Genomic DNA, 21,035 nt, shown 5'->3' with positions numbered 1-21,035 from the left:
GGGTAAGCGCAGCGCCACCCGACATTTGACATCCAAATCCAAATCCAAATCCAAAAACTTCACTTCAACGTTCTTTCACGCACCAGCACGGTAGTCAACGTAAACGACAACCCCAACGCCAGCGCAACGCCCATCAGAGCAAAGATAAAATACGGCCCGATATATGCCGGTAAACTAAAAATGCTCGACAAAATATAGCCATACAAACGCACGCCGAAGAAGGCAATAAACGCGGAAGCAATGGAACTGGCTACCGTGGCGGCAATAAAGGCTTTCTTATAGCGCGTCAGTACACCAAACAGTGCCGGTTCGGTAATGCCTAACAGAGCTGAAATTGCCGCAGGCAAAACCACCGCACGCTCTTCGCGTGATTTGCTTTGCCTCCAGATAGCGAAAGTGGAACCCGCAATCGCCATATTCGCCATAAACATCATCGGCATCAGCATGTCGTAGCCGCGATCGGTAAAGTTTTGCAGGGCGATTGGCGTCATGGCGTGATGCATGCCGGTTAAAATCGCCACCGGACGAATCGCCCCGACGACCAGGCCCGCAAAGCTCGCCGAAACACCAAATAACCCTTCGATAAACCACGCCAGTGCTTTACCCAGATAAATTCCCAGCGGCCCAATCACCACCAACGCCACTAACGCGGCAATGAACAGCGTCAGTGTCGGCGTGAATACCGTTTTCAGCACGTCAGGCATAAATCTGTCCACCCAACGGTGGATATAACTGAGCGCCAGAACCGAGAAGATGACCGGAATAACGCTTGAGGCGTAGTTGAACACCGAAACCGGGATCACATTCAGAAAATAGAATGCATCAACCGCATCCGGCGCATGGCTTGCGAGGGCTTTCGCCGCTTCAATCAGCGACGGATACATCAAACACGCGGCCACCGCCGCGGCCAGATATTCATTGGTTTTAAAAATACGTGCGGCGGAGATGGCGAGAAAGAACGGTAAAAAATAGAACACGCCGCTGGCAATCAGGTCGATAACGATAACCGTATCGCTTTTCGCAGAAACCACTTTTAAAGCAATTAAACCGGCCAGCAGGCCTTTAATCATCCCGGCACCCGCAATAGCGGGAACAATCGGCCCAAATACGCCCGACACGGTATCCATAAACATCGACACCAAGCTTTTACGCGCGCTCTTCTGGCTACCCGCAGCAGGTTGCGCCGCAGAACCTCCCAGCGCCGTCGTCAATTGTTCGTACCAGGTATTTACCTGCGGGCCAATAATAATCTGGAATTGATCGCTCTGAATTTGCGCCCCTAATACGCCGGGTATTTTTTTGATCGCCGATTGATCAATTTTATTTTCATCAACCAAAGAGAAACGCAAGCGCGTCATACAGTGCCAGGCTTTACTAATATTATCCGCACCACCTACAAGGTTAATAATATTATTAATGGCATCACGAGTCCCCATCTGTCACTCCCAAAGAATGGCTAATTATTATGTGTTGAATGCCAACGCATGGTAGGGAATCGTACACACGAAAACAAACCAATAAACTTTGAACGCCATCACAGTTAGCCGACAAGAAAGCCCAAAAACATCACAACAACCCAAATTGGTATGGTTTTTACTTTCACAATGCGATTTTTTCTGACCAATAAAAATAAGCAAAAAAAATGATTTACCCACCCTCAAAAATAAGGTGATAGTAAATAACAGAAGCCTGTTATCTCACGGTCTGTGGAGTTATCTCGTGAACCCAACACTTATTAAAAATATTGAATGTTTTATTACGCGCCCCGATCGGCACAACCTGATTACCGTGCGTGTCACTACCGATAAAGGCGTGACGGGGCTCGGCTGCGCCACCTTCCAGCAGCGTCCGCTGGCGGTAAAAACCATGGTCGATGAATATCTCAAACCCCTGCTCATCGGGCGTGATGCGAACAACATTGAAGATTTATGGCAGATGATGACGGTCAATGCCTACTGGCGCAACGGCCCGGTTATCAACAATGCCATCGCCGGGGTGGATATGGCGCTTTGGGATATCAAGGGCCAGCTTGCCGGAATGCCGCTGTATCAGCTTTTCGGGGGGAAATCGAAAGACGCGATTGCCGCCTACAGCCACGCCGCCAGTGAAACGCTGGAAGGGTTGTATCTGGAAGTGGATAAACTTCTGACGCAAGGGTACCGCTACATCCGCTGCCAGTTAGGATTTTACGGCGGCACACCGCAGGGCTTACATGCCACTAAATCGCCAACTGCCGGTGCCTATTACGATCAGGATGAATATATGGCGAATACCGTAGCCATGTTTAAGGCCTTGCGGGAAAAATACGGCAATCAGTTCCATATTCTTCACGACGTGCATGAGCGCTTATTCCCCCAGCAGGCGGTACAACTGGCAAAAGCGCTTGAGCCGTATCAGCCGTGGTTTATCGAAGATATTTTACCGCCACAGCAAAGCGCCTGGTTAGAACAGGTTCGCGCGCATTCATCCGTTCCACTCGCCACGGGCGAGCTATTTAATAACCCGGCGGAATGGCATGATTTGATAGTAAATCGCCGGATCGATTTTATCCGCTGCCACGTATCACAAATTGGCGGGATTACGCCTGCGCTTAAACTCGCCATTCTTTGCCAGGCTTTCGGCGTTCGTCTTGCCTGGCACGGCCCCGGTGATATGACGCCGATTGGTGTTGCGGTGAATACCCATTTAAATATCCACCTTCATAACGCCGCGATTCAGGAGTTTATCCCGAATAAACCAAATACCGAATCGGTATTTCCCGGCGCACCGGTGGCCGAACAAGGCTATATTTATCCGCTGGAAAGGCCCGGAATTGGCGTTGGCTTCGACCAACAAAAAGCGGAAGCCTTCCCGGTGGAATATCGCCCGCATGAATGGACACAAAGCCGTTTGCCGAACGGGGCGATTCACACCCCTTGATTACTCTGGCGCCAGGCAAGGTTGTCGTGATTAAAAGGGATAACATAGGTGCATGAATAATTGATATCAATGATATCGCTAATTTCAAACACCCGACCCCCTTCGAGGATCCCCCGGTTGATGATGTGCATCGCCGGGATACCTTTTTTACACTCCAGCAGCGCCGCCTGCTCTTTATTCACCGCAACAGCCTGATAGCTGGTGAGCAAATGCGAAATCCGCAATCCTTTTCCGAGCACATATTGTTGAATAGAGCGTTCAATTACCTGTTGGTTAAGATCGGGGAAATCCTGCACCGGCATGCGCGAGGTTTCAATTTGTACCTTTTGAGCATCCACATAACGCACCCGGCAAAACTGCCAAATATACTCCTCGGCCCCCAGGCCAAATACCTGCTGCTCTTCACGACTGGGTAATTTTTTATGTAAGTTCACCATGCGAAAAGCCATCTGGTCAAAACGCTTCTCGGTGATGGAGTTATAAACCAGCGGATTATTACGCGCCTGCGGATTAATCCAAATACCGGAACCCTGAATAATCTCAATGACGCCGATACTCACCAGTTTTTCTAACGCTTTGCGAATAGTGAAACGCGAAACATCATATTCCACCGCAAGCTGGCGTTCAGGCGGCAATTTACGTCGTTGTGAATCGTTATGCTGGTAAATTTTGCTCAACAGATCCTGGATAACAAACTCTTTTTTCTTCATGTATTGCCCACCAGACGCGCTTTAGCACTCTTTCGCCATCACTTAAAATATGACGGGTATAATCCCACGTTCAGGTGGGATAGACTAACCTCATTAATCTTTTATAAAAATTCACCACTCACTGGGTCACAAAGAATGACATCCCGAAAACTCGTCAACCTGGTCAGCGGTGTACTTGTGGTAGCAGTTTTACTGCCCATTTTATTAAGCGTCTATTTTGCGCACCGCAAGGCCGAACAGGTATTTCATGACGAACTCGGAGAGTTTGCCGAGCAAGCTCTGCAGCGCACTGGGGAAGTTGTCGATCAGGCTATTTTCGCCATTGATGATATTAACCGGTTTAAAGATGATACCTGCTCACCTGCGCACGCTGAAGCGATGCACCGCGTGGCGCTTGAATATCGCTATGTGCAGGAAGTGATGTTCCAGCAAAATAACCGCATTCTTTGTAGTTCGCTGGAAACATTTACCCACAACGAAACACTTGGTAAGCCTGACAGGTACGGCCCACATGGTTTTAATGCATGGTATAGCACACCTCTGCTGCGCGGTTTTCCACGCAAAATGGTCTATGTCGGCAAACAAAACCATCTCGCCCTGCTCGATCCAATATCATTTATCGATGTGCTCCCCTGGGGGAATTACACGCTCAATATTGTTATGGTCGGTCTGAATAAGAAACTGATTATCGTCAGCAATAATCAGTATGTTTCTGAAGAGTGGCGCGAGCCGCTGGAGCAAGGTTTAGAAGAGTTTGAAAGCGACAATAATCTCTACGTTATTCGTCGAGACAATGACCTTGGCCTGGCAATGATTGTCTGGGCCTCTACCACGCCATTGACGACGGCCTGGTATCAACAATTATTTATTTGGCTACCGGTTGGTCTGCTGATAAGCCTCGCATTTGGTGGATTTTTAATTCGTATCCTGCGCAGGCTGTTATCGCCGCAAAATCGTTTAATGGATGCGATCAAAAATCGTGAAATCAGTGTGGTCTATCAACCCATCGTGCAACTGCAAAATAGCAAATGCGTCGGCGCTGAAGCCTTAATCCGCTGGCAGCAACAAGATGGTTCCATGCTCAGTCCGGACGTGTTTATTCCTTTAGCGGAGCAAACGGGGCTGGTCACGCAATTAACTGAACTGGTCATTGAGCTTATTTTCCTTGAGCTAGGCGAGTGGCTTCACCAGCACCCAGACTTCCATATTTCGGTTAATCTTGGTGCACGTGATGTGCACAGCCTGCATATTCTTGAAGTCATTGCGCCTTATCTGACCCGTTATTCCGTTAAACCGGGACAAATCGCCTTAGAAATTACCGAACGCGGTTTCGCCGATCCTAAAATCACCGCTCCGATGATCGCGCAATATCGTGAAGCCGGGCATCCCGTCTACATCGATGATTTTGGTACGGGTTATTCAAGCCTCAGCTATTTGCAGGATCTGGACATTGATATTCTTAAAATCGACAAGTCGTTCGTCGATGCGCTCGAATATAAAAACGTTACGCCGCACATTATTGAAATGGCAAATTCGCTGGGTGTTTTAATGGTGGCCGAAGGCATTGAAACGCCCGGCCAGGCCACATGGCTGCGTAAGCAAGGCGTGCAGTACGGCCAGGGCTGGCTTTTCAGTAAGGCCCTGGCAAAACAGGAGTTTATAGCGTGGGTGGCGAATGACCGCCGTTCGGGATTAAAAGCGCAAAATAAACCCTGAGGGCTATTTCACCGCCAACCGTTTGGCGAGGCGGTGCAAATTCGCGACATCAAGTTGCAACTGCCGCGCGGTTGCCGCCCAGTTTCCATTGTTGTCCGCTAGCGCGCGGGTAATTATCTGGCGCTGGAAATCATCGGTGGCGATACGCAAATTATCAATTAACGGCAGCGGGGCGTCCTGCTGGTTTGGATTCGCAGGTTTAACGTCTGCTTCCGCGAGCTGGAAATGTTGCGGCTGAAGCCAAATTTCGCCATCCGGCTTTCCTGAACGAGCCAGTACCGTGGCGCGATAAAGCGCATGTTCCAGCTCGCGAATATTACCCGGCCAGTCGTAACGACGCAGTAATTCCCGTGCGCCATCGCTCAAAGAAACCTGCTTCAAACCCATTTTTACGCGGCTTTGTTCGCAAAAAAAGCCAGCCAGTAAGATGATGTCATCCCCACGCTCGCGCAACGGCGGGACGTGCAGCGGAAATACACTTAAACGGTGGAATAAATCGGCGCGAAATTCGCCAGCCAGCACGTGCTGTTTAAGATCGCGGTTTGTCGCCGCCAGCACGCGGACATTTACACGCTGGCTGCTGTCATCGCCCACACGCTGAATATCGCCATACTGCAAAACCCGCAGCAGTTTGGCTTGCAGGGTTAAAGGCAACTCCCCTATTTCATCCAAAAAGAGTGTGCCGTTATCCGCCATTTCAAACTTTCCGGTTCGGTGGTGAATCGCGCCGGTAAATGCCCCTTTTACGTGGCCAAACAGTTCGCTCTCCGCCACGCTTTCCGGTAGTGCTGCGCAGTTTAGATAGACCAGCGGATTTGCCCCACGGGCCGAACCACTGTGAATCGCACGCGCCACCAGCTCTTTGCCCACGCCGGTTTCCCCGGTGATCAGCACGTTCAGATCGGAACCCGCAACAATTTCTATCTCTTTCTTGAGCTGCATAATTCCCGCAGACAACCCGACCATTTCGCCGCTGCCTGTTTTGGCCATGATCGGTGCGGCAGTAACCGCAGAGGTTTGATTCTCGAGCTGTTCCATTAGCAAGGCATTATTTAGCGCCCCCGCAGCTAATACGCTGATTAACCGCAATTCTTCATCACTGAAATGGTCGAACTGCGCGGGGTCCATACCATCCACCGTGAGCGCCCCGATCAGGTTCTGATCGGCAAACAGTGGCAGGCCCAGGCAGGCATGGACTTTCAGATCGGTATGGTCGGGGATCAGGCCATCGTAAGGATCGGGCAATTCACTCTGCGCCGGGAACCGCACCACGTCCCCCGCACGAGCAATGGCTTCCAGGCGCGGATGTTCGTCGAGATCAAAACGCCGCCCCAGCACATCGGCCGCCAGGCCATCTATAGCCAGCGGGCGAAACTGACGCGATTCATAACGCAGTAACGCCGTAGCGTCGCTGCCTAAAAGCTGGCGCAGCGTACGTATCAAACGGGCAAATCGGTCCTGATGAGAAATACCGCTTTGCAGGTCAATGGCAATATTGGCAAGGGAGGTAATTGAAAGACTCATAAAAAGCTCCAGAAAGAGAGGCAATCACTCTAGCTTTCGATAGTCAAAAAGACAATGACATTGTTAAATTGACATTATTTGAGACTGTCTTTTTGACAACCCCATTTGACCGTTGTTTTTAAAAATCGTTATAAATCAATAAAATAAAAAGTTGGCACGCCATTTGTATTATGTCAGGTACGAGCATCATTTTTTAATTTCTTTTTGAGGTACTGACAAATGGCTATTTTAGTTAAAAACAACATTCAATGGGTTGGTCAACGTGACTGGGAAGTACGCGATTTTCACGGTACCGAATACAAAACATTGCGCGGAAGCAGCTATAACAGCTATTTGATTCAGGAAGAAAAAAATGTGCTGATCGACACCGTCGATCATAAATTTAGCCGCGAGTTTGTTCAGAACCTGGCACGTGAAATCGATCTGAACAAAATCGATTACATCATCATCAACCATGCGGAAGAAGACCACGCGGGTGCGCTTTCCGAGCTGATGTCCCACATTCCGAACACACCCATTTACTGCACCGCAAACGGCGTGGATTCTATCAACGGTCACCACCACCATCCAGAATGGAACTTCAACGTGGTGAAAACCGGTGACAGCCTGGACATCGGTAACGGTAAACAACTGATCTTCGTTGAAACCCCAATGCTGCACTGGCCTGACAGCATGATGACTTACATGACCGGCGACGCAGTACTGTTCAGTAACGACGCCTTTGGTCAGCACTACTGCGACGAACACCTGTTTAATGACGAAGTGGATCAGGGCGAACTGTTCGAACAGTGCCAACGCTATTACGCCAACATTCTGACACCGTTCAGCCGCCTGGTAACGCCAAAAATTACCGAAATCCTCGGTTTTAATCTGCCAGTGGATATGATTGCCACCTCTCACGGTGTGGTATGGCGCGAAAACCCAACGCAAATCGTTGAACTGTATCTGAAATGGGCTGCGGATTATCAGGAAGATCGCATCACGATTTTCTACGACACCATGTCCAACAACACCCGCATGATGGCGGACGCCATCGCGCAGGGCATCACCGAAGTTGATCCACGTGTCGCGGTGAAAATCTTTAACGTCGCCCGCAGCGATAAAAACGAAGTTCTGACCAACGTATTCCGCTCTAAAGGCGTGCTGGTAGGTACTTCAACCATGAATAACGTGATGATGCCGAAAATTGCTGGTCTGGTTGAAGAGATGACCGGCCTGCGTTTTCGCAACAAACGCGGTAGCGCATTTGGTTCCCACGGCTGGAGCGGCGGGGCGGTAGACCGTTTGTCTACACGTTTGCAAGATGCTGGCTTTGAAATGTCTCTGAGCCTGAAAGCCAAATGGCGTCCGGATGGCGACGCGCTGGAAATCTGCCGCGCGCACGGTCGTGAAATTGCTCGCCAATGGGCTCTGACACCGCTGCCAGCGGCAACGGTGGAAGCAGCAGCACCTCAGGAAACCGTTGCAGAAGTTAAAACCTGCGCAGACTTTGGTCCAAGCATGCAGTGCAGCGTTTGCCAGTGGATCTACGATCCAAAAACCGGCGAACCTATGCAAGATGTAGCACCTGGCACACCGTGGAGCGACGTACCTGATAATTTCCTGTGCCCGGAATGCTCACTCGGTAAAGACGTATTTGACGTGTTGGCTACGGAGGCAAAATGAATCATGGCATTGTAATCATTGGCTCGGGCTTCGCCGCCCGCCAGTTGGTGAAAAACATCCGTAAACATGACGCCCAGGTTCCTGTGCGCATGATTGCCGCTGATAGCATGGATGAGTACAACAAGCCCGATCTCAGCCACGTTATCAGCCTTAATCAACGTGCAGAAGACCTCACCCGGCAGCGTGCCGGGGAGTTTGCTGAACAGTTTAATCTGACGCTAAACGCCAATACCTGGGTGTCGGACATCAACCCACGTGAACGCGTGGTTAAATGTGGCGAACAGCAGTTCTCCTACGACAAACTGGTTCTGGCAACCGGCTCAAGCGCTCTGCTTCCGCCAATCCCAGGCAAAGAGCTGATGCTGACGCTAAACAGCCAGCAGGAGTACCTGGCCTGTGAATCGTCACTGCGTGATGCGAAGCGCGTGATGATTTTAGGTGGCGGCCTGATTGGTACGGAGCTGGCGATGGACTTCTGCCGCGCGGGTAAACAGGTGATTGTGGTGGATAACTCCTCAAGCCTGCTCGCCTCGCTGATGCCTGCAGAGGTGAGCAGTCGCCTTCAGCATCGCCTGAATCAAATGGGCGTCGAGCTGCTGTTTAATCAGCGCCTTGAGTCCCTGGCTAAAACGCAACAGGGCGTCAGCGCAACTCTGAGCAACGGACGAATTGTTGAAGTTGATGCGGTGGTTGCGGCTATCGGCCTGCGTCCAAACGTTGGGCTGGCGCAGCATGCCGGGCTTTCGGTGAATCGCGGTATTCAGGTTAACCGTCAGTTGCAGTCGTCGGATGAAAATATCTACGCATTAGGCGATTGCGCAGAAATCGACGGCAAAGTGCTGCCGTTCCTGCAGCCGATTCAGTTTAGTGCCATGACGCTTGCTAAAAATCTACTCGGTGCCGCCGATGGTCTGGCACTTCCAGCAATGCTGGTCAAGGTGAAAACCCCTGAACTGCCGTTGCATCTGGCAGGCGAAACGCAGCGCGCGGATTTAAGCTGGCAAATCACCGCAGATCCGCAGGGTCTGATTGCTAAAGGTTTTGATGAAGCACAGCAGTTGCGGGGATTTATTGTCAGTGAAGCGCATATGAAACTGGCGTTTGGTTTGCTGCGGGAATTAGTGCTGTAGATTTTGAATCAATCACCCTCACCCTAACCTTCTCCTCCTAACCCTCAGGGAGCGGGTCTGGGTGAGGGTGACCTTGCCCGCCACCAATCATTCATCCAGAATTGGCGCAAAGCCGCCATAAATCATGCGTTTGCCATCAAACGGCATGGATTCGCCAAACTCTTTCATGCGCGGGTCAGACATCATTTTGGCATTAGCCTCGTCACGCACTTCTTTTGACGGATATTCAATCCAGCTAAAGACAACCTCTTCATTTTCTTCGGCTTTTACCGCCATACGAAAATCGGTGAGCTTCCCGTCGGGCACATCATTCGCCCAGCACTCCACGACGCGTAATGCACCAAATTCTTTAAACAACGGTGCCGCTTTCGCAGCCAACTGCTTATATGCCTCTTTATTTTCTGCCGGTACAGCAACCACAAAACCATCAACGTAGTTCATTGTGAACCTCCACGAAGTGAGGAGAACGGGCAGATAATTTCCACCCGTGATGATTGCGATTGATAAGTTTAGTCGTTAAGAACGAAAAGTGCTTACTTAGAATTTAAGCAGCATTTCATATTGCGTAACGGGATCCTGACGGTAGCCGCTACTCAGAAAAAGGGGCGCGATCTGTTCAGGAATTGCCGTAGCGGTTGAAAGGCCGGGGAAGCGTTCTTGCAACTGGATAAGCAGCTCTTTGGCATGACCTCTGCCACGGGCCGCAGGATCAACATACAACATGCGCAACCGGAATTGCCGGGAATGAGGAACCGGAATAATCATCGCGTAAGCCACATCATTAAGCACAAACGCTTTGCCCGGTAGTTTATAGAGGGTTTCAGCCGTACTTAACCACGGTAGCCGCAAATGGGTATCGACCAGCATTTTTTTAGCCATAGTGAGCGGGTCGATTTCCAGCAGTTCGCCGGTTTCACGAAACTGCGTAGAGCCCGTGGCATGAAACCCAACCAGCGTCTGCTGGCAAACAAATCCCATCCGCTCATACAGCGCCTGCCCGCTATCGTTCCCGACAATCACTTCCAGCCACATATTTCGGTCGCCACGCGCACGCGCTTCATCAATGAGCTGGCGCATAAACTGTTTACCCAATCCCTGCCCGCGCAATTCCGGACGAATCGCAAACGCGCCCAGGCGGCTGCTTTGCCCCCGACGGGTGATAACCGCCAGCGCTTTCGGCTCCCCGTCCTGCACCCAGACTTTACTGTCATTAAGACTGATGTCTTCAGCCCCAAAACGCGAGGCAAACGTTTCGCCATCAATGGTGAACGAAACCAGATATCCTTCAAAACAGTAAGAGAGAATGTCCGCTAGCTGATGACTACTCCAGTGCGCCGCCGCTTTACTGATGACCGTGCTGTTCATCATTACCTCATCCATCATGGGTTTTGGCTTCAACCTTAGGGCACGATTGTCGGTTCAACCAGGTTTTTTTGTGCCTGTTTTTGAATGCGGAACCAGGGTAAAAAGAACTGAATCAGCGGGCCAATAGCCAGCGCGTAAAGCACCGTACCCACGCCAAATGTGCCGCCCATCAACCAACCGGCCAGTAAGACCGTGACTTCAATCGCCGTGCGCACGCTGCGCACTGACCAGCCGGTACGGGCGTTAATGCCGGTCATTAAACCGTCACGCGGGCCGGAGCCAAAACCCGCCCCGATGTACATCCCGGTCGCGATCGCATTCACTAAAATTGCGCAGAATAACAAGAAGCTGCGGGCAACCAGCGACTCAAGCGGCGGCATTAACGCCAACGCGGCATCGGCGGCAAGACCCAGCACAATAACATTGCTTATCGTGCCAAGACCGGGTTTCTGGCGCAGCGGGATCCACAGCAAAAGCACCAGCGCCCCAACCAAAATCATCACCATGCCAATATTCAAAGAGAATATCCGCGCAACGCCAAGGTGGAACACATTCCAGGGATCGGCACCTAAATTGGCACGCACAAACATAGCCGTGGAAACACCGTATAGCACAAGCCCGGTGTAGAGTTGCAGCAAGCGACGAGCGATCATTATCTTTAACCTCAACATTCTTTTGTGGCTTTACTTTTACGCAAAATGGCACTGATATTAAGGTCCAGTTATGAAAAAGTGGATTGCTATGGCACAGCGCAGAACGGGTTCAGCTTCTCTGGTAAAACTGCTGGGAAACTGGCATCAGGATTTACCGCGTACGCCGGTTTATCGGCAACTGGCGGATGGTTTGCGGTTATTGATTTTGGATGGACGCCTGCCGCTTGATAGCCGCCTGCCGGGTGAACGTGAATTAGCTGCGGCGCTGGGCGTGAGCCGCACGACTGTCGCCACCGCACTGGCACAACTGCGGGATGAGGGTTATCTCGCCAGCCGACAAGGGTCGGGCTCGGTCACTATTTTGCCGGAAGGTGGGCAAAAAGTGTCTCCTCTGCCGGGCCGCGCAACGACGCTGGATCTCTCAACCGCCGCGCTCACCGCCGGGCCAGAAATTCATCAGGCTTACGCCAGCGCGCTGATTGCTTTGCCAGAGTATTTGGGTAGCACCGGATACGACCAGCAGGGTTTGCCGGAACTGCGCCAGGTTATCGCAAAGCGTTACGCAGCCCGTGGTTTGCCGACGAGCGCCGATCAGATAATGATCGTGAATGGCGCGCTCAGCGGCTTCGGCCTGATTCTGCGTATGCTGACGGGGCCCGGCGATCGCGTGGTGATCGACCATCCCACTTACCCGATGGCGCTCACCGCCATTAAGGGCGCGTCATGTCGTGCTGTTCCCGTAAGCCTGACGGAACAAGGCTGGGATCCCGAAGGCCTGGCGGCAACGATCGCGCAAACTTCACCGCGCCTGGCCTATCTTCTTGCCGATTTTCATAATCCGAGCGGGCGCTGTATGGATGCAGCCACACGCCAGACCATTGCGGATATCGCCGCCCGCACCCGCACCACGATTGTTGCCGATGAAACGATGGTCGATTTGTGGTACGACACCCCGCCCCCACCGCCTCTGGCTGCTTTCGATAACGACGAACGGGTGATAACTCTGGGTTCCGCCGGGAAAACATTCTGGGGTGGTTTACGTATCGGATGGATTCGCGCCAGCACGCGCACGATAGCCTCACTCATTCAGACCAGGGATTCGTTAGACCTCGGCTCGCCGCTGCTCGAACAACTTGCCGCTATCAATTTGTTTAATGAAGCTGAAAATTTTCTGCCTCAGCGCCGCGAAATGCTTCGCCAGCAACGGGATGCCTGCGGGGAAGCGATACGAGAATTATTCCCGGACTGGAAAATCACGATAGTGCCGCAAGGAGGGCTATCCTGGTGGATTGAGTTACCAAAACCTCTGGCGACGGTATTTGCCGCAAGCGCAGAATCGATTGGTATCCGCATTGGCGCTGGCCCGCGGTTTGGGTCTGAAGGGGCATTTGAGCGTTATTTGAGATTGCCGTTTACGCTTGAACCGACGCAAATGCGCGCCGCCCTGGAGCGATTGAAACCGCTTTGGGAAAATTTGGTGCAAGCCGGAAATGAATATGCGAGAAAAGCGGTTGTTTAGCACGGGGCAGAATTGGGTGGGGGCCCTGCCAGCTACATCCCGGCACACACGTCATCTGCTGCGGCTGCTTCCTTCCGGACCTGACCGAATTCACAAATTAGTGTTGCGGGAGAACCAACAGAGCCCCCATTGAGAGCGCTAGTTACCTAACGCGCTGGCGCATTATCCATGTTGCCCCAGGCAATTGCAAGCCGCTGGCGGTCAGGTGTTGCTTTATTACGCAGCCCCTGTTTTTCTTTTCAGTTTAGACCATGGCGATTATTCTAACTCGCATCGTGCCAGGGAGTTTTTTATGGATACCCAAGACTCATTTCCACAGCGGGTTTATCAGATTATTGCCGCGATTCCTGAAGGCCATGTCACGACATATGGTGACGTTGCGCATCTGGCAGGTTCACCTCGCGCAGCAAGGCAAGTGGGCGGCGTACTCAAGCGTTTACCGGAGGGGAGCAAATTACCGTGGCATCGCGTAGTAAATCGTCATGGTCAGATTTCCTTGACGGGGCCCGATTTACAACGCCAGCGGCAAGCCTTGCTTTCAGAAGGAATTGTGGTTTCTGGCGACGGGCATATTGATATGGAACGTTATCGCTGGAATTACTAAAAAGCGCCTCCACAGAGGCGCTTATCATTAGAATTGCGTAGGCGCAGGCACCGCTGAGGAAGGATTCACCTGAGTCGGTGAAGTCAATGGAACCGTTGTTGCCGCCCCACCGTTGTTCGCCACTGGCACCGCAGTTTGCTGTACGGGAACCAATGTCAGATCCGCTTTTGTCCCACCGCTGTTTACCACCGGCTGAATAGTATCGGTAATAAACATCAACTGATTATTCACGCTGATCGCAGCGCTAAGGATAATACGCGCGTTGGGCTGAATATCCGCTGGGTTAAATGGCAGCACAAAGCTGTACGGCGGCTGTTTCCCATCGGTTCGAACCGCTTTTTGCGAAAGGACTCGCGACGGAGCATCCGCTAAAGAGGCATCAGACAAGGTGACAGTGAGCACCGCATCAGGTGGCAATGCGACCTTCTGACGAATCCACACCGTACCGGTAACGCTCGGCTGCGCAATAGTCGACTGCGCCGTCGCTGCAGACGATGAGGTCGTTGCAGCAGGGGCAGGCGTTGGGATATCGGCACTTTTCTGCGCGCATCCCACCATCGCTACAGCAATGGCTAAACCACTTAACGTGTGCACAAGTTTCATTGATTTGTTCTCCTTATTATCAATGCACCAGCGGGCCGCAGGCCCACAAGTAATGAGTGGTTAAACATACTTATCACGCTAAGTGTGGCACATATCACTGATTTTTGCCCAAAAGTGGAAGAGATCGTCAGGTCGGGCCACTGCGTGGAATGTGTTAGAAACCTGTTATAATCAGGCCAATTGCCCGATTTTTATTTTTTTATTGAGGACTTTTTATGAGTCAGGCGCTCAGCAATTTGTTGGCATTACTCAATCTGGAAAAGATTGAAGAAGGTATTTTTCGTGGCCAGAGCGAGGACTTAGGTTTACGTCAGGTTTTCGGCGGGCAGGTGGTGGGTCAGGCGTTATATGCCGCCAAAGAAACCGTGCCGGTGGATCGCCTGGTGCACTCATTCCACAGTTATTTCCTGCGCCCCGGCGATAGCCAAAAACCGATTGTTTATGACGTCGAAACACTGCGCGATGGCAATAGTTTTAGCGCTCGCCGCGTGGCGGCAATCCAGAATGGCAAACCGATTTTCTACATGACCGCCTCTTTCCAGGCGCCCGAACCGGGTTTTGAGCATCAAAAAACCATGCCTGCGGCCCCTGCTCCGGAAAATCTGAAATCTGAAACAGAAATCGCTATGGCGTTTGAAAAGCTTCTACCTCAGACGCTCAAAGAGAAGTTTTTATGCGAAAAGCCGCTGGAGATTCGCCCGGTCGTTTTCCATAACCCAATGCAGGGTCATGTTGATGAACCGGTACGCCAGGTGTGGATGCGGGCAAACGGCCAGATGCCGGCTGATTTACGCGTTCATCAATATTTGTTGGGCTACGCGTCCGATTTTAACTTCCTGCCGACGGCGTTGCAGCCGCACGGTATCGGGTTCCTCGAGCCAGGTATGCAGGTGGCGACGATCGATCACTCCATGTGGTTCCACCGCCCGTTCGATATGAATGACTGGCTGCTCTATAGCGTGGAGAGCACTTCAGCTTCCAGCGCACGGGGTTTTGTTCGCGGAGAATTTTATTCACGCGATGGCGTTTTAGTTGCGTCAACGGTGCAAGAAGGCGTGATGCGCAAGCGCGGTTAACTCACTGTTTAAATGCAAAAAGCGGAGCACCGGCTCCGCTTTTTTATTGCTGAATGACTTATGCGTTGTAAGCATTTTCGCCGTGGCTGTTCACATCCAGGCCTTCGCGCTCATGCTCTTCTGGTACACGCAGACCCACAGTCAGGTCGGCAACTTTAAAGCCGATGAAGGCAACCACCGCAGACCAGACAATCGTCACGCCGATACTTTCTAACTGCACCAGTACCTGATGGCCCATAGTCACACCTTCTGCGTACCCCACACCACCCAAAGAGGTCGCCGCAAAGATACCGGTCATGATGCAGCCAACGATACCGCACACGCCGTGGACACCGAACACATCGCAAGGGTCATCCACACGCAGCCATTTTTTCAGCAGCGTAACACCCCATAAACCCGCCAGACCTGCAACGATACCGATAATCAATGCGCCGCCGACGCCCACATAACCACATGCAGGGGTGATACCGACCAGGCCTGCAATGGCACCAGAACACGCGCCCAGCAGAGACGGTTTACCGCGTAATGCCCATTCGCCAAACACCCAACCGAGAACCGCCGCCGCCGTGGCAACTACTGTGTTTACAAAGGCCAGAGCCGCAATTTCATTAGCTGCGCTGGCAGAACCGGCGTTGAAGCCAAACCAGCCGAAGTAAAGAATTGCCGTGCCGGTAAAGACCATCGGCAGGTTGTGCGGTTTGAACGCTTCTTTACCGTAACCCACACGTTTGCCAATCAGGTAAGCGCCAACCAGGCCTGCTACTGCGGCGTTAATGTGTACGACTGTTCCGCCCGCAAAGTCCATCGCGCCGTGCGTTGCCAGCAAGCCACCACCCCACACCATGTGCGCAATCGGTATATAAGAGAGCGTCAGCCAGATAACCACGAAGATCAGTACCGCAGAGAAGCGAATACGTTCAGCCAGTGCCCCTACAATCAGCCCGACGGTAATACAGGCAAAAGAGCCCTGGAACGCAACGTGGATATATTGATAGAAAGATCCCATCAACGCGGTGAGTTGAATGTTTTTCAGCATCACCCAATCGAAATTACCAAAGAAGTTGCCGCCGGTACCGAAGGCCAACGAGTAGCCGTAGACCACCCACAGCACGCAAACCAGGGCAAACGTGACCGTAATTTGCGTCAGCATCGACAGCACGTTTTTGGAGCGAATCAGGCCGCCGTAAAACAGCGCCAGTCCAGGAATTGTCATAAACAGCACCAGTGCGGTGCTAATCATCATAAAGGCGTTGTCTGCTTTGTCGGCCACAGCCGGTGCAGCCAGAGCAATTGATGGCGCAACCGCCAGGGCTACAGCGCCAAAGATAGAGGCTAATTTCTTCATTTTTTCCATCCCTTTCACGAGTGGCAAGACGATTAGAGTGCAGCTTCGTCGGCTTCGCCGGTACGAATGCGGATGACGCGTTGCAACTCAGCAACGAAAATTTTGCCATCGCCAATCTTACCGGTGTAGGCAGCTTTGCTAATGACATCAATCACTTCATCGAGTTGATCATCGGCAATTGCCACATCAATTTTCACTTTAGGCAGGAAATTGACGCTGTACTCTGCACCGCGGTACAACTCTGCATGACCTTTCTGGCGACCAAAGCCTTTCACTTCGGTGACGGTCAGCCCTTGAATACCGATAGAAGACAGCGCTTCGCGAACGTCTTCGAGTTTGAACGGTTTGATCACCACGGTAACCAGCTTCATAAATCCCCTCCAGTCAGAAATGGGTAATTGCCTCAACAACACGAGATAGATAAAGCAAAGGCCATGCCAAAAATGGAAAGCAGCTATTTTCAGCGCGTTAAGCCGCGCCGAATCGGGATCCAAGAGAGAGAAATTACGATGACTGGGTTTAAGAAAGTTCTTAGAAAAGAAAAACGCACCATTTCAGTGCATGGTGCGTTTCGCTTCTGCACCAATGGCGATAACCATTGGATTTATGCGTGATTTTGGTGCATCACGCCGTCGCGGGTTCTTCGCGGGTGGTGGCGGCTAATTCTTCGCCCGCCAGTTGAAGCTGATACATTTGCCAGTAACGCCCTTGCGCTGCCAGCAACTCGCTGTGAGTCCCGCGCTCCACCGCCTGTCCACGGTGCAAAACCAGAATGGTGTCTGCATCGGTAATAGTCGATAAACGGTGAGCAATCACCACCAGCGTGGTGTGCTCGCGCACGGCTGCCAAGGCGTGTTGAATCGCTTGTTCGGTACCGGAATCGATATTGGCCGTCGCTTCATCGAGGATTAAAATCTGCGGGGCATCTACCAGCACACGAGCCAGGGCGAGTAGCTGTTTCTGACCGACGGACAGGTTGTTCCCCTGCTCGCCCAGGCGCGTATGAATACCTTCGCTCATGGTGCGCGCCAGATCCGCGAGCTGCACCGTTTCCAGTGCTTGCCAGACCGCTTCTTCGCTGATGTCACGCCCAAGCGTCACGTTCGCAAAAAACGAATCAGCGAGCACAACGGGATCTTGTTGCACCATCGCCACGCCCTGGCGCAACACGCTATGGCTTAACGCGTCCAACGGGCGGCCATCAAGACGAATTTCACCGCGAGTAAGTGGGTAATAGCCCATCAACAAATTGGCGAGGGTACTTTTCCCGCTGCCGGTGTGGCCCACCAGCGCAACAAAGCTACGCGCAGGGACATCCAGATTAATATCCTGCAACACCAGACGGTCACCCCGATAAGCAAACGACACGTTATCAACTTCAATATGACCGCTTTCCAGCGGGCGATTGTCATTGCCGTAATCCTGGCGTTTGCCGTCCATTAATTCGAACACGCGTTCCCCGGCAACCACCGCCTGTTGCAGCATGGATTGCTGAGTTGTGAGTTCGATAAGCGGCTCATTGAGACGCCCTAAATAGTTGATAAACGCGTACAGCACGCCGACTTCGATGGTGCCGACCGAGGTAAAACCGAACAGCATCAGCAGGCCGCAAAGCACCATCGCGGAAAACAGGCTCAACAGAGGGCGGAGTAAAAAACCATCCAGCCGCAAAGTTTGCATGCGCGCCAGATAATGCGAACGGCTCGCCGCCCCCATACGTTCGCCAAAACGCGCCTGCTGGCGGAACTGCTGGATAACACTCATACCGTTGATGACTTCGTTAAAGCCATCGTTAATATCGGCCAGGTAACTACGCACGCGACGCACAATGGGAGTGCTGTAACGCTGGTAGATAAACATCACGATGATAACCGCAGGGAAGATGGTCACCGCCACCGAGGCCATGCGCCAGTCGAGGCTAAACATCGCCACCAGCATGGCACCAATCAGCGCGGCACTGCGCAGCACCGTCGCCACAACCGTCACATACAGGTCACGGATCACTTCGGTATCGTTGGTGACGCGGGAAATAAGCTGCCCTACCGGTTGGGTATCAAACGTGCTGAGCGGCTGACGTAATGCCGCATCCATCACATCAGTACGCAACTTTTGCACCACGCCAACGGCGGCCTGATTAAACAGCAGCGCCTGCCAGTAATGCAGCCCCGCAGCCGAAATAGACAGCAGCAGATAGGCTGTTGCCAGCCCCGCAACAGCGGCGATGGGCAAGCGATGTTCCGACACCATATTATCGATGAAATAGCTCACCAGAATCGGGCCGCTCACTTCCGCAGCCGCGGCAATCCATAGCATTACAACCGCTCCGGCGAGCGGTTTGCGCCACGGAGAGCCATAAGCCAGCAGGCGTTTGATGGTTGGCCATTGCTGGATTGACTTACGCATTGGCGGGTTCCTCGTCTGGCGTTGTTTCTGGCGCATCATCCAGCGCCGCTTCCAGTTGCTGATAACGATACATGTCGCGATACCAGCCCGGCGTCCCCACCAGCGCATCGTGGTTACCACGCTGCACCACATGACCGTGTTGCATCACCAGAATTTCGCTGGCTTCTGTCAATGCCGATAACCGGTGCGCGCTGATGATAACTGTGCGGTTTTCACCCCACTGGCGCAGGTTATGCAGGATTTGGTGCTCGGTGCGCCCGTCAACCGCAGAAAGCGCATCGTCGAGGATCAGAATTTCTGCATTGAGCAACAATGCACGCGCGATAGAAATACGCTGTTTCTGACCGCCGGAGAGCATGACACCCCGTTCGCCGACTTCGGTTTCGTAACCCTGCGGCAAACGCAGAATATCGTCATGTACGCTGGCAAGCCTTGCGACATGTTCGATTTCCTCCTGCGTCGCGCCCGGTTTACCCAGCGCAATGTTGCTGGCAACGGTGTCAGAGAACAGAAACGGGGTTTGATTCACCACGGCTAAACGACTGCGCCAGGAATCGAGCTGCATCTGTGGGAGCGGAATCCCGTGGAAACAAATCTCTCCCTGGCCGATATCAAAGTGGCGCTGAAGAAGCGACAGGACGGTACTTTTCCCGGCACCGGTTGGCCCACAAAGGCCAAGCATTTCGCCCGGTTTTAAGACAAATGAAACATTCTCAAGAGTCGGTCGCTCGGTTTGTGGATAGTGGAACGCCTGAATATTGGCCTCCACCGTGCCGCGTCCGGCTGGCGCTTCTTTATCACCATCGGTAACCGACGGCGCTTCGGCTAACATACTGCGGATACGGCTGTACGCCGCACTCCCACGTTCAACAATATTAAACATCCACGCCAGCGCCAGCATCGGCCAGATCATCAGGCCGAGGTACATCACAAAACTGGTCAATTGCCCAAGCGTCAACGAGCCCTGAATCACCATCCAACTGCCACCACCAATCGCCAGCAGGTTTGCCGTGCCGATGGTGATATAAATCGTCGGGTCAAAACGCGCATCAATTCGCGCAACCTTCATGTTCTTCGCCCCGGCATCTTTGGCTTCGGCGGCAAACAGAGCGGACTGGCGATCTTCCAGGCCAAAAGCTTTGATCATGCGAATGCTGGATAAACTTTCCTGGGTGCGGTCATTGAGCGTGGAGAACGCCGCCTGGGCGAGTTTGAAGCGCTGGTGCAACTGGTCGCCATAGCGCTTGATGACTATCGCCATCACCGGCATTGGCAGCAGCGCGAGGAGCGTCAGCTCCCAACTGATTTGCGTCGACATAACAATCAGCACCGCGCAGCCCATGACCAACGAATCCACCAGAGTTAATACGCCCTCGCCTGCGGCAAAGACCACGCGGTCAACATCGTTGGTCGCCCGCGCCATAAGGTCGCCCGTGCGGTGGCGCAGGTAAAATTCTGGATGTTGGCGGCTTAGCTGACGATAATAATCTTCACGCAGCTCAACGGCTAACTGGTAGCTTGCCCCGAATAACAGCACGCGCCAGACGTAGCGCAGCATGTAAACCACGATGGCGATAGTCAGAATCACACCAATCCACATCAGCACGGTCGTTCCAGACAGGCGCTGCTGGTTGACGCCATCCACAATGACGCCCACCAGTTTAGGCGGCACGAGTTGCAAGATAGCAATGATAATAAGCAAGGCGACCGCCCCGAGATAGCGTCGCCATTCGCGGGTGAAGTACCAGCTTAATTGAGCAAATAATCGCACGCAGTCAGATTCCTGAAGTCCTGTCTGCCAGG

At 52.5% G+C, this 21,035-nt stretch carries 19 protein-coding genes and 1 other RNA gene; 8 read left to right on the top strand and 12 right to left on the bottom strand.

The window, feature by feature from the left end; genetic code table 11:
- Positions 1 to 59: 59 nt before the first annotated feature.
- Positions 60 to 1,436, bottom strand: coding sequence for a PTS transporter subunit EIIC (locus tag AB1E22_RS14350; protein WP_367595913.1), 1,377 nt, complete (start codon positions 1,434 to 1,436; stop codon positions 60 to 62).
- A gap of 283 nt (positions 1,437 to 1,719) precedes the next feature.
- Between AB1E22_RS14350 and AB1E22_RS14345 the strand changes: the two genes are divergently transcribed.
- A complete protein-coding gene (locus tag AB1E22_RS14345) occupies positions 1,720 to 2,919 on the top strand; it encodes an enolase C-terminal domain-like protein (protein WP_367595912.1) in 1,200 nt (399 codons plus the stop codon).
- Here the strand turns inward: AB1E22_RS14345 and AB1E22_RS14340 are convergent.
- Entirely contained in the window at positions 2,907 to 3,629 is a 723-nt protein-coding gene (locus tag AB1E22_RS14340; protein ID WP_367595911.1) for a GntR family transcriptional regulator, read from the bottom strand. The genes AB1E22_RS14345 and AB1E22_RS14340 overlap by 13 nt on opposite strands.
- 135 nt (positions 3,630 to 3,764) lie before the next feature.
- On the opposite strand from AB1E22_RS14340, the gene AB1E22_RS14335 reads away from it, so the two are divergent.
- Complete coding sequence (locus AB1E22_RS14335; protein ID WP_367595910.1) at positions 3,765 to 5,345, top strand: EAL domain-containing protein; 1,581 nt, start codon at positions 3,765 to 3,767, stop codon at positions 5,343 to 5,345.
- Positions 5,346 to 5,348: 3 nt separating this feature from the next.
- Here the strand turns inward: AB1E22_RS14335 and norR are convergent, their stop codons facing one another.
- Positions 5,349 to 6,869 (bottom strand): nitric oxide reductase transcriptional regulator NorR, encoded by a 1,521-nt coding sequence (gene norR, locus AB1E22_RS14330; RefSeq protein ID WP_367595909.1) that lies wholly within the window; start codon positions 6,867 to 6,869, stop codon positions 5,349 to 5,351.
- Positions 6,870 to 7,088: 219 nt separating this feature from the next.
- Between norR and norV the strand changes: the two genes are divergently transcribed.
- Entirely contained in the window at positions 7,089 to 8,534 is a 1,446-nt protein-coding gene (gene norV / locus AB1E22_RS14325; protein WP_367595907.1) for an anaerobic nitric oxide reductase flavorubredoxin, read from the top strand.
- Positions 8,531 to 9,664: an NADH:flavorubredoxin reductase NorW gene (norW, locus tag AB1E22_RS14320; protein ID WP_367595906.1), complete on the top strand. Its 1,134-nt coding sequence runs from the start codon at positions 8,531 to 8,533 to the stop codon at positions 9,662 to 9,664. Before norV ends, norW begins: the two co-directional genes overlap by 4 nt.
- Positions 9,665 to 9,751: 87 nt before the next feature.
- Here the strand turns inward: norW and AB1E22_RS14315 are convergent, their stop codons facing one another.
- The 3 genes from AB1E22_RS14315 to AB1E22_RS14305 form a co-directional block, all read right to left on the bottom strand.
- Entirely contained in the window at positions 9,752 to 10,105 is a 354-nt protein-coding gene (locus AB1E22_RS14315) for a DUF1428 domain-containing protein (protein ID WP_367595905.1), read from the bottom strand.
- A 96-nt stretch (positions 10,106 to 10,201) separates the two neighbouring features.
- On the bottom strand, positions 10,202 to 11,032 hold the full coding sequence (locus tag AB1E22_RS14310) for a GNAT family N-acetyltransferase (RefSeq protein WP_367595904.1): 831 nt from the start codon (positions 11,030 to 11,032) through the stop codon (positions 10,202 to 10,204).
- A 32-nt stretch (positions 11,033 to 11,064) separates the two neighbouring features.
- Entirely contained in the window at positions 11,065 to 11,679 is a 615-nt protein-coding gene (locus AB1E22_RS14305) for a YczE/YyaS/YitT family protein (protein ID WP_367597380.1), read from the bottom strand.
- Positions 11,680 to 11,770: 91 nt separating this feature from the next.
- On the opposite strand from AB1E22_RS14305, the gene AB1E22_RS14300 reads away from it, so the two are divergent.
- Positions 11,771 to 13,201: a PLP-dependent aminotransferase family protein gene (locus AB1E22_RS14300; RefSeq protein ID WP_367597379.1), complete on the top strand. Its 1,431-nt coding sequence runs from the start codon at positions 11,771 to 11,773 to the stop codon at positions 13,199 to 13,201.
- 23 nt (positions 13,202 to 13,224) lie between these two features.
- Here AB1E22_RS14300 and ffs read toward each other — a convergent pair.
- An RNA gene (gene ffs / locus AB1E22_RS14295) (signal recognition particle sRNA small type) lies at positions 13,225 to 13,321 on the bottom strand.
- A gap of 172 nt (positions 13,322 to 13,493) precedes the next feature.
- On the opposite strand from ffs, the gene AB1E22_RS14290 reads away from it, so the two are divergent.
- Positions 13,494 to 13,805 (top strand): MGMT family protein, encoded by a 312-nt coding sequence (locus AB1E22_RS14290; RefSeq protein WP_367595903.1) that lies wholly within the window; start codon positions 13,494 to 13,496, stop codon positions 13,803 to 13,805.
- 27 nt (positions 13,806 to 13,832) lie between these two features.
- Here the strand turns inward: AB1E22_RS14290 and AB1E22_RS14285 are convergent, their stop codons facing one another.
- Positions 13,833 to 14,408 carry a YbaY family lipoprotein gene (locus AB1E22_RS14285; RefSeq protein WP_367595902.1) on the bottom strand — a complete coding sequence of 192 codons (576 nt, stop codon included), beginning with the start codon at positions 14,406 to 14,408 and terminating at the stop codon, positions 13,833 to 13,835.
- A 215-nt stretch (positions 14,409 to 14,623) separates the two neighbouring features.
- Between AB1E22_RS14285 and tesB the strand changes: the two genes are divergently transcribed.
- Positions 14,624 to 15,484, top strand: coding sequence for an acyl-CoA thioesterase II (gene tesB / locus AB1E22_RS14280; RefSeq protein ID WP_367595900.1), 861 nt, complete (start codon positions 14,624 to 14,626; stop codon positions 15,482 to 15,484).
- Between the two features lie 58 nt (positions 15,485 to 15,542).
- On the opposite strand, the gene amtB is transcribed toward tesB, so the two are convergent.
- Both amtB and glnK read right to left on the bottom strand, forming a co-directional pair.
- Positions 15,543 to 16,829: an ammonium transporter AmtB gene (amtB, locus tag AB1E22_RS14275; protein WP_367595899.1), complete on the bottom strand. Its 1,287-nt coding sequence runs from the start codon at positions 16,827 to 16,829 to the stop codon at positions 15,543 to 15,545.
- A 32-nt stretch (positions 16,830 to 16,861) separates the two neighbouring features.
- Positions 16,862 to 17,200: a P-II family nitrogen regulator gene (glnK, locus tag AB1E22_RS14270; protein WP_002891893.1), complete on the bottom strand. Its 339-nt coding sequence runs from the start codon at positions 17,198 to 17,200 to the stop codon at positions 16,862 to 16,864.
- 27 nt (positions 17,201 to 17,227) lie between these two features.
- Between glnK and AB1E22_RS14265 the strand changes: the two genes are divergently transcribed.
- Complete coding sequence (locus AB1E22_RS14265) at positions 17,228 to 17,443, top strand: hypothetical protein (protein ID WP_367595894.1); 216 nt, start codon at positions 17,228 to 17,230, stop codon at positions 17,441 to 17,443.
- A 10-nt stretch (positions 17,444 to 17,453) separates the two neighbouring features.
- Here AB1E22_RS14265 and AB1E22_RS14260 read toward each other — a convergent pair whose 3' ends face one another.
- Both AB1E22_RS14260 and AB1E22_RS14255 read right to left on the bottom strand, forming a co-directional pair.
- Positions 17,454 to 19,232 carry a SmdB family multidrug efflux ABC transporter permease/ATP-binding protein gene (locus tag AB1E22_RS14260; protein WP_367595893.1) on the bottom strand — a complete coding sequence of 593 codons (1,779 nt, stop codon included), beginning with the start codon at positions 19,230 to 19,232 and terminating at the stop codon, positions 17,454 to 17,456.
- A complete protein-coding gene (locus AB1E22_RS14255) occupies positions 19,225 to 21,003 on the bottom strand; it encodes a SmdA family multidrug ABC transporter permease/ATP-binding protein (RefSeq protein ID WP_367595892.1) in 1,779 nt (592 codons plus the stop codon). The genes AB1E22_RS14260 and AB1E22_RS14255 overlap by 8 nt, the downstream gene beginning before the upstream one ends.
- Positions 21,004 to 21,035 lie beyond the last annotated feature (32 nt).

Origin of the sequence: Buttiauxella gaviniae, from assembly GCF_040786275.1 — a bacterium.
Classification (GTDB): Bacteria; Pseudomonadota; Gammaproteobacteria; order Enterobacterales; family Enterobacteriaceae; genus Buttiauxella; species Buttiauxella gaviniae_A.
This window is presented reverse-complemented; position numbering and strand designations above follow the sequence as displayed.

Bases quoted from the DNA above. Each gene is read 5' to 3' on its own strand.
- glnK (WP_002891893.1), bottom strand. From the start codon at position 17,200: ATGAAGCTGGTTACCGTGGTGATCAAACCGTTCAAACTCGAAGACGTT.
- norR (WP_367595909.1), bottom strand. From the start codon at position 6,869: ATGAGTCTTTCAATTACCTCCCTTGCCAATATTGCCATTGACCTGCAA.
- tesB (WP_367595900.1), top strand. From the start codon at position 14,624: ATGAGTCAGGCGCTCAGCAATTTGTTGGCATTACTCAATCTGGAAAAG.
- AB1E22_RS14315 (WP_367595905.1), bottom strand. From the start codon at position 10,105: ATGAACTACGTTGATGGTTTTGTGGTTGCTGTACCGGCAGAAAATAAA.
- norV (WP_367595907.1), top strand. From the start codon at position 7,089: ATGGCTATTTTAGTTAAAAACAACATTCAATGGGTTGGTCAACGTGAC.
- AB1E22_RS14300 (WP_367597379.1), top strand. From the start codon at position 11,771: ATGGCACAGCGCAGAACGGGTTCAGCTTCTCTGGTAAAACTGCTGGGA.
- AB1E22_RS14310 (WP_367595904.1), bottom strand. From the start codon at position 11,032: ATGATGAACAGCACGGTCATCAGTAAAGCGGCGGCGCACTGGAGTAGT.
- AB1E22_RS14290 (WP_367595903.1), top strand. From the start codon at position 13,494: ATGGATACCCAAGACTCATTTCCACAGCGGGTTTATCAGATTATTGCC.
- AB1E22_RS14335 (WP_367595910.1), top strand. From the start codon at position 3,765: ATGACATCCCGAAAACTCGTCAACCTGGTCAGCGGTGTACTTGTGGTA.
- AB1E22_RS14350 (WP_367595913.1), bottom strand. From the start codon at position 1,436: ATGGGGACTCGTGATGCCATTAATAATATTATTAACCTTGTAGGTGGT.
- AB1E22_RS14285 (WP_367595902.1), bottom strand. From the start codon at position 14,408: ATGAAACTTGTGCACACGTTAAGTGGTTTAGCCATTGCTGTAGCGATG.
- AB1E22_RS14260 (WP_367595893.1), bottom strand. From the start codon at position 19,232: ATGCGTAAGTCAATCCAGCAATGGCCAACCATCAAACGCCTGCTGGCT.
- AB1E22_RS14340 (WP_367595911.1), bottom strand. From the start codon at position 3,629: ATGAAGAAAAAAGAGTTTGTTATCCAGGATCTGTTGAGCAAAATTTAC.
- amtB (WP_367595899.1), bottom strand. From the start codon at position 16,829: ATGAAGAAATTAGCCTCTATCTTTGGCGCTGTAGCCCTGGCGGTTGCG.
- norW (WP_367595906.1), top strand. From the start codon at position 8,531: ATGAATCATGGCATTGTAATCATTGGCTCGGGCTTCGCCGCCCGCCAG.